This is a genomic window from Stenotrophomonas sp. STEN063, from assembly GCF_056854515.1.
Map to the genome: position 1 here is coordinate 20,423 of NZ_JBXFWF010000054.1, position 15,028 is coordinate 35,450.

Consider the following 15,028-nt stretch of genomic DNA (forward strand, 5'->3'; position numbering starts at 1 on the left):
TCCTCGGAAAGGGCTGCGCAGTGTGAACGCGTCACTCTTGCCGAAAAATGCGGTTTCCCGCCAATTACTATTGATTTAAAGTCAATAATATTCCATCATCATCTGGCTGCCCCGATGAAAACCACCCTGGATGAAATGCAGGCCTTCATCGCGGTAATCGACACCGGCTCGATCACCGCTGCGGCCGAGCAGTTGGGCCAGACCACCTCGGGCGTCAGCCGCGCGCTGGGACGGCTGGAAGAGAAGCTCGGCACCACCTTGCTGACCCGCACCACCCGCCGCCTGCAGCTCACCGACGAAGGCGAGACCTTCCTGGCCCAGGCCCGCGCCATCGTCGCCTCGGTGGATGCCGCCGAAGAGCAGATCGCCGCACGCCGGGGCACGCCGTCCGGGCGGTTGCGGGTGGATGCGGCGATGCCGTTCATGCTGCACGTGATCGCGCCGCTGGTGGCGGGCTACCGCGCGCGCTTCCCGCAGGTGGCGCTGGAGCTCAACAGCAGCGAGCGCTACATCGACCTGCTGGAACGGCGCACCGACGTGGCGATCCGCATTGGCCCGCTGGCGGACTCCACCCTGCATGCCCGGCCCCTGGGTCACAGCCGCCTGCGTGTACTGGCCAGCCCGGCCTACCTGCAGCAGCACGGCACACCGAAGAACGTGGCGCAGCTGCAGGGGCACACCTTGCTGGGCTTCAACGAACCGGATTCGCTGAATCATTGGCCATTGCAGGGTGACGACGGCGAGCGCCTGCACGTGCGACCCGCATTGGCGGTATCCAGCGGCGAGATCCTGCACCGGTTGGCCCTGGAGGGCGTGGGCATCGTCTGCCTGTCCGACTTCCTCACCGAAGCGGCGCGTGCGCGTGGCGAGCTGGTGCAGGTGTTGCCGAAACTGACCTTGGATGCGCGCCAACCGATCCACGCCGTGTATTACCGCAACACCGCCGTATCAGCGCGCATCAGCTCCTTCCTCGACTACCTCGCTGAAGCAATGACGCAGCCGGTTGTGGGAGCGGCGTAAGCCGCGAAGCAGACATCGTCGAAACCAATGGCATGCATGTGATCCGATGAACTTCGGGTGTGGCGGTTATCGTCGTTCGAGGCTGCCGGGAAGGCTCCTGCCGAGCATGGCTCGGCACCACGGGTACGGCGGGTAGCGGCGTGCTTTCGCTCCCTCCCTTTGGCGAAGCCAAGGGGAGGGTTGGGGAGGGGTAGGCTCTTCAGCTTCCGACGCTGCATTAGCTTCGCGGCTGACGCCGCTCCCACAACAACGCCAGTACCTGCCAGAGGCGATGGTGCCGTCCTTTGTAGGAGCGGCGTGCTTTCGCTCCCTCCCTTTGGCGAAGCCAAGGGGAGGGTTGGGGAGGGGTAAGCTCTTCAGCTTCTGACGTTGCAGTAGCTTCGCGGCTCACGCCGCTCCTACAAAAGCCGACCACAAAGACCTTCAATGCTGCTGAGCATGATGCCAGGCATGGCGCACCAGCCAACGCGCCTCGTCCCAGGAAACCGCCAGCGCCGGGCTATGCCGGTGGTAGCTGTCCTGCAGCACTTTGTAGAGCTGTTCTTCGTTGGCGCGTGGATACGCCTGATAGACGTCGTAGCCCATTTCCAGCAGGCGCTGGTAGTGGTCGAAATCGTGTTGGCCAAGATGGCCGATGGCATGCACGCCGCGCCAGTAAGTCAGTTCGGCGTGGCGATCGATGCTGCGCTGGGCTGTAGGTGCGGTCTGCATGGGTAGCACTCCGTTCGCGGTCTACCCCCTGTTCGGCCGATGCTACGACGCGAGCAGGGGGTGCGCAACTCGCCCAATTCAGCTTTCCGCGCTGGCTGCATCCAACTGTGCGACCTGCGCTGGGCTCAAGCCAAGCTGCGCTGCAGCCAGCACTTCCTGCAGCTGCTGCACGCTGGTGGCACTGACGATGGGCGCAGTGATGCCAGGGCGTGCGATCAGCCATGCCAACGCCACCTGTGCCGGCGTCGCCTTGTGGCTGGCGGCTACATCATCCAGCGCCTGCAGAATGCGCAGGCCACGCGGGTTGAGGTAGCGATCGGCGACCTTCGCGCCGCGTGCGGCGCTCTTGCCTACGTCATCGGCGCTGCGGTACTTGCCAGTGAGAAAGCCACTGGCCAGCGAGTAATAGCTGATCACGCCGATGCCGTGTTCGCGCGCCAGCGGCTCCAGCTCCGCCTCGTAGCCACTGCGGTCGTAGAGGTTGTATTCGGGCTGCAGGGTTTCGTAGCGCGGCAGGTGATAGTCGGCGGACACCTTGAGCGCATCACGCAGGCGCTCGGCGCTGTAGTTGGATGCACCAATCGCGCGCACCTTGCCCGCCTCGATCAACCGCGCGAACGCGCCCAGGCTTTCTTCCAGCGGCACCGACTCATCGTCTTCATGCGCCTGGTACAGATCGATCACATCGGTCTGCAGCCGACGCAGCGAATCCTCGACCGCTTCATTGATGTTGTCAGCCGACAGGCCCGGATGCTCGGCCCACTTCGCAACCTTGGTGGCGATCACCACCTTGTCGCGCTTGCCGCTGCGCTGCAGCCAGCGGCCGATGATGGTCTCCGATTCGCCGCCGCGGTTGCCCGGCACCCATGCCGGATAGACATCGGCGGTATCGATCAGGTTGAAGCCGGCTTCGACGAAGGCATCGAGCAGGCCAAAGGATGTCTTCTCATCGGCACTCCAGCCGAAAACGTTGCCACCAAAAGCGATGGGGCTGACATGGAGACCCGAGCGGCCAAGTTCGCGTGACTGGGGCATGCGTTGCTCCTTTGTTGTTCAGTTCAACAGCATAGACGGCATGCGTTCCAATTCCGTGGCAAGGTCGTGAATACAGCGTTCCGTGCGCCGCTCTCACGCTAACGGGATATGAACATTTGCATGCTGCATTGCACTTGCAGCCGCGTGCTAGGCTCGCGGTTTCAATCGACGGAATTCCGCATGAAGAAGCCTGCCCCGCTGCTGTGTGCCTGTCTGCTGGCGCTTGCCAGCACCCTGTCTGCCGGCACTGCGCTGGCCCATGAAGCCGCTGCCAGCACTGCTGACGCACAGGTGTCGCCGCAGCTGCAGGCTGCCATTGCAGGCAGCTGGCGCACGCCGGCCAATGTGCTGCGCGACGAATACCGTCATCCGGCACAGACGCTTGCGTTCTTTGGTCTGCAACCGACGCAGACGGTCATCGAAATTACACCCGGCGGCGGCTGGTATTCCGAAATTCTTGCACCCTATCTGCGCGATGGCGGCAAGTACGTTGCTGCGGTGGTTGATCCGGGCGCATTGCCCGCTGGTGGCGGTCGCGATTACCAGCAGCGCTCGCGCGATGGCCTGAGCAAGAAGTTCGCCGCGTCCCCGGCCCAGTTCGACCGCGCCACCGAGGTCGCCTACGACCCGGCGGCCCCGGTGCTGGGCGCACCGGGCTCGGCGGACCTGGTGCTGACCTTCCGCAATGTCCACAACTGGCGTTCCTCCGGGCAGGCTGAAGGCATGTTCAAGGCCTTCTTTGACGTGCTCAAGCCAGGCGGCACCCTGGGTGTGGTCGAGCACCGTGCCAAGGCTGACGTGCCGGCCGATGACGGCAGCGGCTATGTTGGTCAGGCGCAGATAATCGCCATGGCCGAGGCCGCCGGCTTCAAGCTGGCTGGCAGCAGCGAGGTCAATGCCAACCCGCGCGATACCAAGGACTACCCCAAAGGCGTGTGGACGCTGCCGCCGTCCAACAGCCACGATGCTGCAGATGCCGCCAAGTACAAGGCCATCGGTGAAAGCGACCGCATGACGCTGCGCTTCGTGAAGCAGTAACTGCGCAGGAGTAGGGCGTGGAGAGGGGAGGGTGAGACAATGTGCGGCCTTGCTGGTGGCCGCACGGCCCTCAATCAGGCGCGCGACGGAATATCGTCGCGCGCAACCAGCAATGCCTCTTCAATCTACCTCCCGAATACCCGCAATACATGCTCATCGCTTTCAACAAACCCTTCAACGTGCTGTGTCAGTTCACCGACCGCAGCCAGCCGCCGCGCGCCACCCTGGCCGGCTTTGGCCTGCCGCCGAACGTGTATGCAGCGGGCCGCCTGGACTACGACAGCGAAGGCCTGCTGCTGCTTACCGATGATGGCAACCTCGCCCATCGTCTGACCGACCCACGCCACAAGCAGCCCAAAACCTATTGGGTGCAGGTTGAAGGCGTGCCAACCGAGGAGAAGCTGCAGGCACTGCGTGATGGCGTGCAGCTCAACGACGGACCAACCCTGCCTGCGCGCGTTGAATTGCTGGCTGCTGCGCCCAGCCTGTGGGAGCGCAATCCGCCCGTACGTTTCCGCAAGACCGTGCCGGACAGCTGGCTGGCAATCACCCTGCGCGAAGGCCGCAACCGCCAGGTGCGGCGCATGACGGCCGCGGTTGGCTCGCCGACGCTGCGCTTGGTGCGGGCGGTGATGGGGCCCTATGCCCTGGAAGGACTTCAGCCGGGGCAATGGCGCCAGGTAGGTTGAGCTGCGGTGAATGCGTTCAACCCGCATTGTCGGCGGATCCGCTTTGCCGAGATGTGGTGCGATAGGCGACAAGACCTGGTTCGCAAGCACCTTGATCGGCATCGGGTGCGATGCCACTCCCACGTCCTTGTCGAGAGTGGCACCGCATTTACCGCTGAAGGATGGAGCACCATCGACGTGGATACGGCGATAAAACCGAGTCCCGCAAAGATCTGAGAGTCCAGAAACTGCTGGAAGATAGTCAGCCAGCCCTGCGAAAGCCGATGATCGAACCAGGCGCGTGCTCCTGCATCGCTGCGCTGATCGTTGGGCAGCCGCCCAAGCGACTCATTCGATAGTTGCGGCAGCAGCAGCGATGCAACTACCAGATGTCGATGGTGGTTGCGAAACCCGCCGGGTCATACGCATGTATCGTGATCTCCGCTGGGATGAAGCTCCTGCCGCGATAGGTGGGACTGGCTGCATAGCGGCTCAGCTTGCCTGCGCGCATCAGGGGCAACACTGCGCTGGTATCGATCCTGCGCTTCTGCTCCGCAACCCAGGTTGGCACAAACACCATGTTGTCCGCATCGCAATCACCACCAAGTTCTTCCGGAAGCAAATGCAGGAAAGCCAGTTCAAGTCGTCGCACCGCTGCTTCGCACTTTTCTCTTGTATCGAAATGCCAGAAGTCAACGCATCCGGTTTTGCGGGGGCGGTGCCCGTCGTCCATGACGCTCTCCTGTAGCCTTCACAACTGACGCGCGTGCATGGACCAAGGCAGCGTTGCAGCGATGAAGCGTGCTGGGGGGCGCCGCGTTGAAACCCGCAATCAATGTCGCCGTCTTTGGTGCTGAGAGGATACGAGAGTTTTTCGATGTCACCTTGTTACCACTGGGCATGAGCTGGCACAGACGCGGCATGTAAGCATCTGCGCTCACTTGGCGGTAGTGCGCGGCGTGTGGCATCAGCTGAGTCAAGCGTTTGAGCAGCGGGCTGGAGGGCGAATAGTCGCAACGTGTTGATGTCCTGTGGTCGGCGCTATCCGCGCGCGCAGCATCCCCTCGCGCCAACCCGCCGCATGCGATCAAACGCCGCTGGTAGTGCTCACTGCCCGGCAGGCGGTTCCCACAGCTCGATCTTGTTGCCCTCTGGATCCATCACCCAGCCAAACTTCCCTTGCTCGGAGCGCTGCGGTTCACCCACGACATTGCAGCCCTCGTTGCGCAGTGCAGCGAGCAAGGCATCCAGGTCGTCCACGCGGAAGTTGATCATGAAAGACGCAGTGGAAGGCGCCATGTAGGTGGTGTCTGCGGCAAACGGGCTCCAGATCGTCGCGCCCGCCGGGCTGTCAGCGCCGCCCCACTGAAACACCGCACCGCCCCAGTCGCTTACATCCAGGCCCAGGTGCTCGCAATACCACGCGGATAGCGATTTTGGATCGTTCGACTTGAAGAAGATGCCGCCGATGCCGGTTACGCGCTTCATGCTTGTTCTCCAACGGTGATCAGGGGGGGGGCTGCTTCGCGGGGAGGTGGGACAGCATGTTATCGGTCCAATGCCCGGAATGCTGCAAGAGGGCGCGCCGTGCAGCAGAACCGTGGTGTCCTCTACTGGGGTTGGCCAGTCATAGCTCGGTGGCACATGCGGTTTGCATGGATCACGGGAACTTATGCGTTATAGGCAAGCACGACAAGCCGTAGTGCTGGTACGACGAGCAACCTTTCAGGCCATCGAATGTGGAAGGATCCCGTAGTGCGCGAAACCGTCCCGATCTGCTGCCGAAGCGGAATCGGGTGAAGTGAGCTGCCAGGCCTCATATCTGGATGAACAGCGAAGGTGCGTACGCAGACCAGTACAACGCGATGGTACCGAGGAGGCTGAAAGAAACTGCAAGGATGACGCGGAAAACTGTAGGCCTCCATGTAACGAAGCCAACAAGAAGCAGACAGATTGCGGGCAACGCCCACCACCATTTGATACTGCGAAATACAAACTGGGAGTAGCCTGATTGAGCGACGTTGAAGCTGCTCCACGCGCCAGTGAACGCATCAATGGCGCCGTGTTGTACGGCGTAAATGAAGTAACCTTGGGCCAAGGCCAGCACCAGCACAACGGCTACGAACAATAGTTTCTTGAGCATGAATTCCTGCTTTGGAGTGATCCGGCCCGCGAAGCCAACCCGGTGTGAATGGACTGCGAGGTGGAAGGCTTCCTGGTACTGGGGACACTGAATGCCCGGCCATTGCGGGCAGGGAAGATACTATCAACTGGAACTGCTATCGGGCGTGGTTTGTTCTTTGGATTTCAGTGCGATAACCCACGCAGCGATCTCCAGCGTTATGCCAATGCCGCCCAGGAACCATGCGCCTGTGCTGGATGAAGCAACGTAAAGGCAGAGTGCGGCCAGAAACAGAAGGATTGCGAAAGCATGCAGGATTTTCATTTGGCCATCTGCTTCTTTGGTTGATCAGGTGCTCGAAGCGAGTGCGCCTTGAATGTACTGTCTGGACCCGCTGTCGTCAGCAAGTGATCCACCAACGCACCAATGGTGCCGGACCCGCAGGCTTCCCAGAAGGCGGTTTCCAACTTTACGTCCGCGATCTCCTCCATAGCTCGGATTGCGTCTTCTATGTCCGCGTCATCGGTCGCCGCGAAGCTCGGGCCACCTGCAATGACCAACAGCGAATCTCCCGGAAGAAAATAGGGCGTTGGCCACCGGCAATGCCGGGAGAGAACAACGCCGACAGCGGCGGCCAGCGCTTGGCGATCGCCGCCACCCCAGGTATCCATGGAGCTCGAGGCGCGAGATGCCTGGTTGGAGCGAAGAGCCCTGAAAAAAGACAGGTCGGGACCTATCCATCTCACCCCTATGAAAAAGCGTTTCCAGCGGCCAGTGGGTGGATAGTGAGATGGGTGCCGGAGCGGTTCGTCGGGATGCATGGTGAGGAACTCTCCATGGGGATGACCGGAAACAAGAGCTCGTTCCCACTGGGCGCAATCCATGGATGTCTCACCGAAAAACTCCAGAGAGCGGTAGTCCGGTAGGCTGCTGGGGAGAGCGGAATTCGATTTGAACGCCGCATTGGTACTATGCCAAGTATTTGGCGACGATTGCGCCCAGGGCGAGTACAGCTCCCGCGATTGATATGAGGCGAATATGCTTGTGCCATCCATACGCCATAAGGGCGAAACCAGCTGCTCCCAAAAGGTTGCGAAGGCTTTGTCCGTAGAAGACGAAATCTACGAGATTGATTGCCGCAAATATCAGGAGAAGTACAAGGAAAAAATTTCTACTGCTAGCCATGCAGGAAAGCCCCGTGATCTTTTCTTTCTTTCAAAGCATGCCTCGACACAGGCTGTGGAAAGGCCTCGGTTTGTGTCCACTGTCAGGTCGTTGCCGGCCCAACATCCATGCCGTCATAAGTATCAACGCCGAACTTGTCAGCAAGCGCATAGAGCTCTTGATTTCTTTGGTGCAGCGAGAGGACCGAGTGTGGCTCCAGCTTTTCCACATGCAGGAAATAGTATTCATCCTCGCCTTCGTCAAGCTCCGGAATGAACATTTCAACAAATCGATAGCCTTGCTGATCAAGCTCGCTGGCGAGTGTGCGCAGTTTATCGGCCGATGCGTCAGTGAAGAAATAGCCCCAAAGCATTGGGCCATCGATGTTCCAGTCCGTTGATTTCTGGATGTTCGAGAACATGGTTTCCAGACTTGCGATATCAATCATGCAAACACCTGACTCCATAAGGACGCCGAGCCGCATATCGGATTCGGCCTGGATGAATTGTTCGGAAAGAACTGTTGATCAACTCTCCATCGAGATGCCATCGATATTACCGCTCTCATCGAAATGCACGGAAATGACGTAATTTGTCACGTCATCGGGGAGCGTAAAGTCGAAGTACTCAATGTCATCGTCACCCCAGGATGAGCCAAGTACCAGAAGGCCAATCACGGTGGATGCCTCGGGAGTCTCTGACTTGAGGTGTTGCTGCCAATAGGTTCCAGGGAGCTCAGCGAGGTGATGCTCAATGAACAGAGTGATGCTGTCCTCTCCGGCCTCGGTACCGAAAGCCTGCTCGATTGCATCACGCGCCTGTTTTTCTCGTTCCAGGGCGGCTGACATTGTCTCTCCTTGATTGTCCAATCCCTATCAGGTGGCGTCGGTCACCAGCTGAGCGCATGGCCAGCGCCGCCTCGCTTGGGCAACCTGACACGTGCCGATGATGCCATGGCGGCAGGAAGGAGTTCACCCGGGAAGGCTTGCCGAACGTCGCAGGCAGAGCGCGAGCAGGGATAGCGGAAGGGCGGGGAGATATAGGGCGAGGGACAAACTTGCCGACGTCTGGATCAGTTGAACCTGCTGCCCGGAGCCGCCGGGCAGCCAGTCGACCTTGCTACGAAAGAAGAAGGCGCAGAGGCGGGACAACACCGTCGGCGGACCCTGGAGCAGCGCGGCGGCAAGAAGTGACAGCTTGAAGGTCGCACTACGACCCGTCCGGCCGAATAGGCTCGCGGCTACCGGTTCGGGGATTGAACGCAAGCTTGTCCCCATTGACCAGTTCCACCACGAACTGGTTGGTGCTGTTGAAGCCGATGTTGTGCACCCAGGCAAGGTGCGACACGGTGCGCAGGAGTTGCGACTTGTGCCGGTAGAGCTGGTCAAGCTTGATGGTGCGAACAAGTCGGTTGCGGTTGTAGAAAAACAGAACTGGCTCGTCCAGTGTCACTTCTACCGGAACGAGGTTCATGCCGCTGTAGCCAACGACCACTGACTCTCCGACATCTGAGAGGAAAAGCCAGCGATGCCATCCGGGTATCTGCCAGGAGTCCTGTCCTGAGACCTGCGGAAACACAAGCGTTGTGTTGCTGGCTGGGTCGGACGTAGCGCAGAGCTTCCGGGTAGCGGAGCAGGTTGTGAACTTTTCTGGCGTAGGCAATGGAGTATCAGCAAGCGCTGGACTTGTGAGAAGAGCAGCGATGAGTACGATGGAGCGCTTCATGACGCGTAACTCTTGGGCTGTACCGAGTTAGGAAGCGGGTCGGCTTCAATGAAAGGTCAGGCCGCGGGCGAACCTGTTATCGAATATCCTTGGGCCAGGCGACCCATCACGTGCAACCCTCTCGCCGCACGTCGGGCAGCACCAGCCTCCCAACAGGGCTTCACGCATGCTGGATGGTTTTCGGAACCTTGGCAAAGGCGCTTCGCACTTTGGACACGACTTGCGGGGAAGCAAGAGTGCCAGAAGTAGCACTGCCACCCCGCCAGAGATGCCTGCAATCAGTATAGGTGTCAGCAGTGTGTCCATAGGACTCCTTTGCACGCGAAACTCGGGAGTAGTCAAGCCGAACCGCAAAGCGATTTCGGCCTGGATTCGCTGTCAGGCTGCCGTGATGGCAGCATCACCAGCTTACGTTGATGCTGGATGCGCTGTATCGAGCTGTGCGTTCTCTTCCACAGCGGCATCATAGATTTCAAACAGTGATGCTCTGGTGGACCAGATGCCCATGCATACCAAAAGCAAGGCCATGGGCAACAATCTGTAGATTCGCTTCTCAATCATTGGAATTACGTCCTTTGTAAACATCCAGTGAACCGCTTGACTCCGGAGTTCCGTACATCTGCGAAACGGAATCGGCTTGCATGAACTTCCAGGCTTCATCCGGCGCCAGCCTAGCTGAATTTGCTCGACAGCGGTGAGTAGAAACAGAGAGCAAGGATGGCGCCGTTTAGGAGTAATGATGCTTCGTAGAACAGTGACGACGGGCGGGAAATGACATGAGGCGCATCAAGAACCGTCAATGCACTCCAGCCCAAGGTGAAGAGCAGATATGCCCACGGGCTGTACGGGAGGAAAAAGGCAATGGCCATGAGCGAGGCAAGATAGCCGACAACCAACACGATGCGCAGGGCACCATGGAAAGGGTGAGCTTTACTGGATGCAACAACACGCTCCTTGATCTTGAGCCGTTCTTCGCGAAGCAGCTTCGGAAGCGACCTGGCACCAAGCTCATCAGCCACGATGCCGCCAACCGTGACAAGGATAGTTAGCAGTACGAGCAAGCGGAACGTCAGTTCAGTCATTTGTATTCTTCACGGGAGGCCCGACTCTGGGATTAAGCTGCGGCGCGTAGCGGCGTCGGCTTGAACGAACTGTCAGGCAGTTGGCGGTGAAGACCTGCTGAGCCTACTTGCTGGAGTCAGAACTCACTTGCCACACAAAGCTGAGAATAATCCCAATCAGCCCAATTGGCACGCAAACGGCCCAAGCAACCCAACCCGCGGCATCCAAAGGAACAAAAGAGAAGGCAGCGACGCCGAGAACAACAGTGACTGCGAGGCCGACATAAAGGCGCCAAGACAGGAAGATCTGTCCGAGTTCCAGTAGATCAAGAAGTGCCATCAACCATCTCCTGCTGCCTGACGCTCTGAGTTAGGCCGCGCCGCGAAGCGGCGTCGGTTTGAATGAATTGTTAGGCGGCACCTGCGAACTTACGTGCGCCCAACGTGGAAAGTGGGAAGTGCTCAATCCAGGAACTCCCACGTGTCTGCGCCATCGAAGCGCCTGACTGTGACCGACCCCAAGAGCTCAGCCTCGAAGTTCCGCAGGTTCACCCCGTGGCGAGCACCCGGCGTCGGTTCAATTGGCTCCCAGTGGGTGGAGATGCCGCAAGTCCTGCACCGATAATTCGTCAGGGTCCGATCGCCCCAGATGTAGCTTTCCGTGTTCTCCGGGTGGCCTTGGATGGAAACCGAGCCAAGCTCGTAGAAGGCCCACAGTCCTCCTGTGCGCCTGCATAACGAGCAGTTACAGCTCGTTGCCGTCTCGGGTGCGGCAGGCAAAGCAAGGCGCACTGATCCGCAATGGCAGGAACCTTGAAGTGATGGTTGAGACTTTTGCGGGTTCATTGGAATGCGCTACTGGTTGTTGTGCCGCCTAACACCTGAATCAAGCCGTGCCGCGGAGCTGATTCAGTTTGAATGATTGTTAGGGCACGGCCTTGCGACTGCGCCTGCTGCCGGCTGTTGTTTTCCGTGGTTTGGCAGGTTTTGGCGCCGGCATGAGCTTGGCGGTCTCTGTAATGAGGTGCCGTAGCGCATCGGTGTCGTCCAGCACCTCATCGGCTACAGGATAGTCCTTTGCACCTGGATACGGTGGCCGCTGCGGCAGGCTTGGTGCCAGCGCGGCGGCCGCAGCCGAGGGTTTGATGAAGAGACTGTTGTCACAAGCAAAAGCGACCACTTTTCCGTCCAGGTAGAGCGCGTACTCACCGAACATCTTTTTGGATGTGAGGCGACTGCCCAGGCCAGCTTGCTCCGTGACGTACTCGATGAAGTCTTGGTCAGTAGCCATGCTGCTCCCGTGGTCTAACTCTGGAATTAAGCCGATTCGCGAGGCGAGTTCGGCTTGAATGAACTGTTAGGGCGCTATTTCACTACGCCCGTGCCCCAGCCATCGTAGTCACCTCCATGCTTGGTCGCTACTGCCTCAAGAGCACGTGTCGTCGCGGTCATTGCATCCAACTGTGGCACCATCTCACGGGTAGCATGAATTTGCCATTGAGACTCTCCGGTCACGTGATCTATCGAACTGATGGTGTAGCCGAGTTGCTCCATATCCGCAGCCGCAGCCTTGGCTCTTCTTTCGGTTGGTACGAACATGAAGAAATCAATGTTATGCGGCTTTGAAACGTTCGATCCGGCAGAAACCAGGTTCTCTATGACGCGAGCGTCCTGTTGTTCTGCCATGGACTGAGCCATGCAATGGCTGGAGATGAGCAGAGAAAGAAAAGTCAGATGGATGAGGATTCTCATGGTGCCTTAACTGCGGAATTGAGCCGCGCCGCATAGCAGCGCCGGCTTGAATGAGCTGTTAGGCCGCGGCGCATGCCTACGGCAGGCGAGCATTTGCCAAGGGTCTGGCTGCGACCAACGCTGCGAGCACCTTTGGCCGGTTGTGTGCATTGTTGATACCGGCGGGTAGCCGGCTTTGCCAAGGCTGAAATTCCCAGTGGTCACCGCCAGCAGAACACTGGCGCGTAGAGTTGGAGGGCTTCCGGAAGTAGGCGATCGCAGCCTCAAGCTGAGCATTTGATAAGAACTCTAGCCTGAACTTGGCGATTGCAATAACAAGTACCTCTCGAGCAGGCTCGGGCGCTGGGACGTCAGGCATGTGGTTTCGGTGTACCGAAGAATCGAACATCTCGATTGCAGAGCTTTTCATGCGCGGCCTGACTCCGGAGTTAAGCCGACCCGCGTGGCGGGGTCGGCTTGAACTAATTGTTAGAGGGTAGTCGCGAGTGCCAGCGGTGAACCTCCTGCAGCTCGCTCGTATAACTGGACTCGTCTGTGGAAATTGCAGAGTGAACTGAAAAGTCAAAGGAGACGATACGTGCACGATTCGTATCCAGACGATCTGTGCGGATCTCCGCCGCGACCGTTGCAGATGAAATGGAATGAGCCGGTATTCGGTTGATGCTTAGTCGATGGGAGCCAAGACTGTAGCTCGCCAGCGACGCGGAGTTGGATGTTGCCCGCGATGTCGTGAGATGCAGTGCCTGCAAGAACATCGACAAGAAGGGTGCCGTCAGGTAGCCCTGCAAGTGCCTCAAGATCGTCGCCCATACGCCAGCCGACGAGCATTTGGCAAAGAGTGTTGGCGAAGTCCTGAATGATCTTGCGACGCACTATCTCTGCCCTCTAACTCTGGAATTAAGCCGCGCCGCGAAGCGGGTTCGGCTTGAATGAACTGTCAGGCGCGAAAGCCATGCTGGCTGTGAATTCAAAGTCCCCAGATTGCATCTCGAAGCGCCTCCCATAAATCCTTGAGCTTCTTTCGGCTTCCCATGAAGAAAAGGACTCGTACTAGTTGTATCAGCGCGGCGACTAGAAGAACAAGGAATCCAATCAGCCCAATTGCATCCCTAAATAAAATTCCTGCGATGGCGAGGGCTACAAGTGCTGCCAGAACGGCTAGGTCGGACTTCCGCATTTCTCTTTGCGTAGCAGTGGTCATCGCGCCTAACGCCTGAATTGAGCCGAACCGCGAAGCCGCTTCGGCTTGAATGAACTGTTAGGCGCCAGCCAGCACGCCGGAGCAGCTGGTGCCGCCCTACATGTCCAAGCCGTGCTCATCCATGATTCTCCGGATGCGGCTTGAGAACTCGGCTATCTGTGGCTTGGAAAAGTGGCAATAGGTTGGTAGCGAGCTTTCGGGAATGTGCTGGAGCAGCGCCGTGCCACAGGAGAGAAGATACCTGAGCTCGTCAGGGGTCAGCTGAATTTCCAGCGCCTCAGGTGAAGGCATTTGACTCATCGATTGTCTCTCAGCTCCGGGGCACGCGATATGGCGCCTAACTCTGGAATTAAGCCGCGCCGCGAAGCGGCGTCGGCTTGAATGAACTGTTAGGCGCACTACTCGTAGCCACGCCCAGCCCATAGGAAAGTTGCAAACAGCTGCCAAGGATTGTTGGGCTTGGGACCTGGCCGCTCACCGAAAGCGGAGTCTTTGGCCCATGCTGATGCGGCCTCCAGGAAGTCCGCGATGGTTTGATTGGCCCAGTCTCCCCGGAACCCATCCACAGTCAGCGCGAGCGAGTCTGCGGACTGGCGATCTGCGACTAGCAGCTCGACAAACCGGACAAATGAGGGCTCGTCCGTAACCGTCTCAAGAACTTCAAACAGCTGATCACTTGCCATGTGCGCCTAACTCTGGAATTAAGCCGCGCCGCGTAGCGGCGTCGGCTTGAATGAACTGTTAGGCGGCTGTGGCCCTTGCCGCTCCCCGGGCCAATGCTGCCTTGCCTGTGCAACCCAACGCGAACCGATCATGCCACAGCTCGCGGGATGGAGCTTGCCCGGGAAACTTTACCGAACGTTGCCGCCGAAGTGCGAAGAAATGATTGCGGTGAGGCAGTGAAGCGTAAGGCGAAGTGGCTGGCTTGCCGCTGCCAGGAACAATTGGAACTGTTACCCGGAGCCGACAGGTAACTTGCCGATGTTGCTGCCGAAACGAGAAGGGCCAGCCAACCCAACACACCGCCGCCTAACTCCGGAATTAAGCCGACCCGCGCAGCGGGTTCGGCTTGAATGAACTGTTAGGCCTCAATCGAATTACCTGGAAGCACATGCTGACAGTAGCGCCACTCGTGTACCGGCTGATCATCTATGTATGCATCCGGCTTAGGCAAGAAGGCTACGAAGCAATGCTCAATGCCTAGCTCTGCTGCAGAGGAACGAGCATAGTCCGCGCCGCCAGAGCTCCACAGGTATAGCGCAAATCCTTGTTGGTGCAACTCGTGAACATGAGCTATAGCAGACGGCATAGGAATGCGCTTGGTGCCAAAAGAGCGGACCAACGTGTCATCAACATCTACGAACACTATGCGCTGTCTCATAAGGCCTAACGCCTGAATTAAGCCGACCCGCGAAGCGGGTGGGACTTCCTTCGAAAAAGTGGACACCTGTTGGTCAAGGGCAGGTGCGCTCGAATTCTGCTGGTGTTCGATAACCCAGTGCCGAGTGTAGGCGCTGGTTGTTGTAAAAAGC

Annotated in this window: 20 protein-coding genes; 3 read left to right on the top strand and 17 right to left on the bottom strand. The window is 58.9% G+C overall.

Annotated elements, in window-relative coordinates; genetic code table 11:
* Positions 1-114: 114 nt before the first annotated feature.
* Complete coding sequence (locus AC1VWL_RS14105; RefSeq protein ID WP_482987115.1) at positions 115-1,020, top strand: LysR substrate-binding domain-containing protein; 906 nt, start codon at positions 115-117, stop codon at positions 1,018-1,020.
* 423 nt (positions 1,021-1,443) lie between these two features.
* On the opposite strand, the gene AC1VWL_RS14110 is transcribed toward AC1VWL_RS14105, so the two are convergent.
* A complete protein-coding gene (locus tag AC1VWL_RS14110) occupies positions 1,444-1,731 on the bottom strand; it encodes a hypothetical protein (RefSeq protein ID WP_481509538.1) in 288 nt (95 codons plus the stop codon).
* 78 nt (positions 1,732-1,809) lie between these two features.
* Entirely contained in the window at positions 1,810-2,766 is a 957-nt protein-coding gene (locus AC1VWL_RS14115; protein ID WP_482987116.1) for an aldo/keto reductase, read from the bottom strand.
* A gap of 180 nt (positions 2,767-2,946) precedes the next feature.
* On the opposite strand from AC1VWL_RS14115, the gene AC1VWL_RS14120 reads away from it, so the two are divergent.
* Entirely contained in the window at positions 2,947-3,804 is an 858-nt protein-coding gene (locus AC1VWL_RS14120) for a class I SAM-dependent methyltransferase (protein WP_482987117.1), read from the top strand.
* 149 nt (positions 3,805-3,953) lie between these two features.
* Positions 3,954-4,493: a pseudouridine synthase gene (locus AC1VWL_RS14125; RefSeq protein ID WP_482987118.1), complete on the top strand. Its 540-nt coding sequence runs from the start codon at positions 3,954-3,956 to the stop codon at positions 4,491-4,493.
* A gap of 361 nt (positions 4,494-4,854) precedes the next feature.
* On the opposite strand, the gene AC1VWL_RS14130 is transcribed toward AC1VWL_RS14125, so the two are convergent.
* The 15 genes from AC1VWL_RS14130 to AC1VWL_RS14200 form a co-directional block, all read right to left on the bottom strand.
* Positions 4,855-5,205, bottom strand: a complete 351-nt coding sequence (locus AC1VWL_RS14130) for a hypothetical protein (RefSeq protein WP_482987119.1) — start codon at positions 5,203-5,205, stop codon at positions 4,855-4,857.
* A 374-nt stretch (positions 5,206-5,579) separates the two neighbouring features.
* Positions 5,580-5,960, bottom strand: coding sequence for a VOC family protein (locus AC1VWL_RS14135; RefSeq protein WP_482987120.1), 381 nt, complete (start codon positions 5,958-5,960; stop codon positions 5,580-5,582).
* 328 nt (positions 5,961-6,288) lie between these two features.
* Complete coding sequence (locus tag AC1VWL_RS14140; protein ID WP_482987121.1) at positions 6,289-6,615, bottom strand: hypothetical protein; 327 nt, start codon at positions 6,613-6,615, stop codon at positions 6,289-6,291.
* A 123-nt stretch (positions 6,616-6,738) separates the two neighbouring features.
* The gene (locus AC1VWL_RS14145; protein WP_482987122.1) at positions 6,739-6,918 is read right to left on the bottom strand and encodes a hypothetical protein; all 180 of its coding nucleotides are present in this window, start codon (positions 6,916-6,918) and stop codon (positions 6,739-6,741) included.
* Positions 6,915-7,265, bottom strand: a complete 351-nt coding sequence (locus AC1VWL_RS14150; protein WP_482987123.1) for a hypothetical protein — start codon at positions 7,263-7,265, stop codon at positions 6,915-6,917. Before AC1VWL_RS14150 ends, AC1VWL_RS14145 begins: the two co-directional genes overlap by 4 nt.
* A gap of 596 nt (positions 7,266-7,861) precedes the next feature.
* On the bottom strand, positions 7,862-8,203 hold the full coding sequence (locus AC1VWL_RS14155) for a ribonuclease E inhibitor RraB (protein WP_481533169.1): 342 nt from the start codon (positions 8,201-8,203) through the stop codon (positions 7,862-7,864).
* An 81-nt stretch (positions 8,204-8,284) separates the two neighbouring features.
* The gene (locus tag AC1VWL_RS14160) at positions 8,285-8,605 is read right to left on the bottom strand and encodes a DUF2004 domain-containing protein (protein ID WP_481533149.1); all 321 of its coding nucleotides are present in this window, start codon (positions 8,603-8,605) and stop codon (positions 8,285-8,287) included.
* 361 nt (positions 8,606-8,966) lie between these two features.
* Complete coding sequence (locus AC1VWL_RS14165) at positions 8,967-9,482, bottom strand: hypothetical protein (RefSeq protein ID WP_481533148.1); 516 nt, start codon at positions 9,480-9,482, stop codon at positions 8,967-8,969.
* 671 nt (positions 9,483-10,153) lie between these two features.
* Positions 10,154-10,564, bottom strand: coding sequence for a hypothetical protein (locus AC1VWL_RS14170; protein ID WP_482987124.1), 411 nt, complete (start codon positions 10,562-10,564; stop codon positions 10,154-10,156).
* 103 nt (positions 10,565-10,667) lie between these two features.
* A complete protein-coding gene (locus tag AC1VWL_RS14175; RefSeq protein ID WP_482987125.1) occupies positions 10,668-10,883 on the bottom strand; it encodes a hypothetical protein in 216 nt (71 codons plus the stop codon).
* Between the two features lie 122 nt (positions 10,884-11,005).
* The gene (locus AC1VWL_RS14180; protein WP_481533145.1) at positions 11,006-11,389 is read right to left on the bottom strand and encodes a GFA family protein; all 384 of its coding nucleotides are present in this window, start codon (positions 11,387-11,389) and stop codon (positions 11,006-11,008) included.
* Between the two features lie 79 nt (positions 11,390-11,468).
* On the bottom strand, positions 11,469-11,834 hold the full coding sequence (locus AC1VWL_RS14185) for a TfoX/Sxy family protein (protein ID WP_482987126.1): 366 nt from the start codon (positions 11,832-11,834) through the stop codon (positions 11,469-11,471).
* Positions 11,835-11,908: 74 nt separating this feature from the next.
* Positions 11,909-12,295 carry a ribonuclease E inhibitor RraB gene (locus AC1VWL_RS14190; RefSeq protein ID WP_482987127.1) on the bottom strand — a complete coding sequence of 129 codons (387 nt, stop codon included), beginning with the start codon at positions 12,293-12,295 and terminating at the stop codon, positions 11,909-11,911.
* A 1,599-nt stretch (positions 12,296-13,894) separates the two neighbouring features.
* Entirely contained in the window at positions 13,895-14,179 is a 285-nt protein-coding gene (locus AC1VWL_RS14195; RefSeq protein WP_482987128.1) for a DUF7660 family protein, read from the bottom strand.
* Between the two features lie 398 nt (positions 14,180-14,577).
* The coding region (locus tag AC1VWL_RS14200) for a DUF705 domain-containing protein (RefSeq protein ID WP_482987129.1) at positions 14,578-15,028 on the bottom strand (451 nt) is incomplete at its 5' end.

Coding starts and splice junctions, on each gene's coding strand:
- AC1VWL_RS14105 (WP_482987115.1), top strand. CDS start 115: ATGAAAACCACCCTGGATGAAATGCAGGCCTTCATCGCGGTAATCGAC.
- AC1VWL_RS14110 (WP_481509538.1), bottom strand. CDS start 1,731: ATGCAGACCGCACCTACAGCCCAGCGCAGCATCGATCGCCACGCCGAA.
- AC1VWL_RS14115 (WP_482987116.1), bottom strand. CDS start 2,766: ATGCCCCAGTCACGCGAACTTGGCCGCTCGGGTCTCCATGTCAGCCCC.
- AC1VWL_RS14120 (WP_482987117.1), top strand. CDS start 2,947: ATGAAGAAGCCTGCCCCGCTGCTGTGTGCCTGTCTGCTGGCGCTTGCC.
- AC1VWL_RS14125 (WP_482987118.1), top strand. CDS start 3,954: ATGCTCATCGCTTTCAACAAACCCTTCAACGTGCTGTGTCAGTTCACC.
- AC1VWL_RS14130 (WP_482987119.1), bottom strand. CDS start 5,205: ATGGACGACGGGCACCGCCCCCGCAAAACCGGATGCGTTGACTTCTGG.
- AC1VWL_RS14135 (WP_482987120.1), bottom strand. CDS start 5,960: ATGAAGCGCGTAACCGGCATCGGCGGCATCTTCTTCAAGTCGAACGAT.
- AC1VWL_RS14140 (WP_482987121.1), bottom strand. CDS start 6,615: ATGCTCAAGAAACTATTGTTCGTAGCCGTTGTGCTGGTGCTGGCCTTG.
- AC1VWL_RS14145 (WP_482987122.1), bottom strand. CDS start 6,918: ATGAAAATCCTGCATGCTTTCGCAATCCTTCTGTTTCTGGCCGCACTC.
- AC1VWL_RS14150 (WP_482987123.1), bottom strand. CDS start 7,265: ATGGATACCTGGGGTGGCGGCGATCGCCAAGCGCTGGCCGCCGCTGTC.
- AC1VWL_RS14160 (WP_481533149.1), bottom strand. CDS start 8,605: ATGTCAGCCGCCCTGGAACGAGAAAAACAGGCGCGTGATGCAATCGAG.
- AC1VWL_RS14165 (WP_481533148.1), bottom strand. CDS start 9,482: ATGAAGCGCTCCATCGTACTCATCGCTGCTCTTCTCACAAGTCCAGCG.
- AC1VWL_RS14170 (WP_482987124.1), bottom strand. CDS start 10,564: ATGACTGAACTGACGTTCCGCTTGCTCGTACTGCTAACTATCCTTGTC.
- AC1VWL_RS14175 (WP_482987125.1), bottom strand. CDS start 10,883: ATGGCACTTCTTGATCTACTGGAACTCGGACAGATCTTCCTGTCTTGG.
- AC1VWL_RS14180 (WP_481533145.1), bottom strand. CDS start 11,389: ATGAACCCGCAAAAGTCTCAACCATCACTTCAAGGTTCCTGCCATTGC.
- AC1VWL_RS14185 (WP_482987126.1), bottom strand. CDS start 11,834: ATGGCTACTGACCAAGACTTCATCGAGTACGTCACGGAGCAAGCTGGC.
- AC1VWL_RS14190 (WP_482987127.1), bottom strand. CDS start 12,295: ATGAGAATCCTCATCCATCTGACTTTTCTTTCTCTGCTCATCTCCAGC.
- AC1VWL_RS14195 (WP_482987128.1), bottom strand. CDS start 14,179: ATGGCAAGTGATCAGCTGTTTGAAGTTCTTGAGACGGTTACGGACGAG.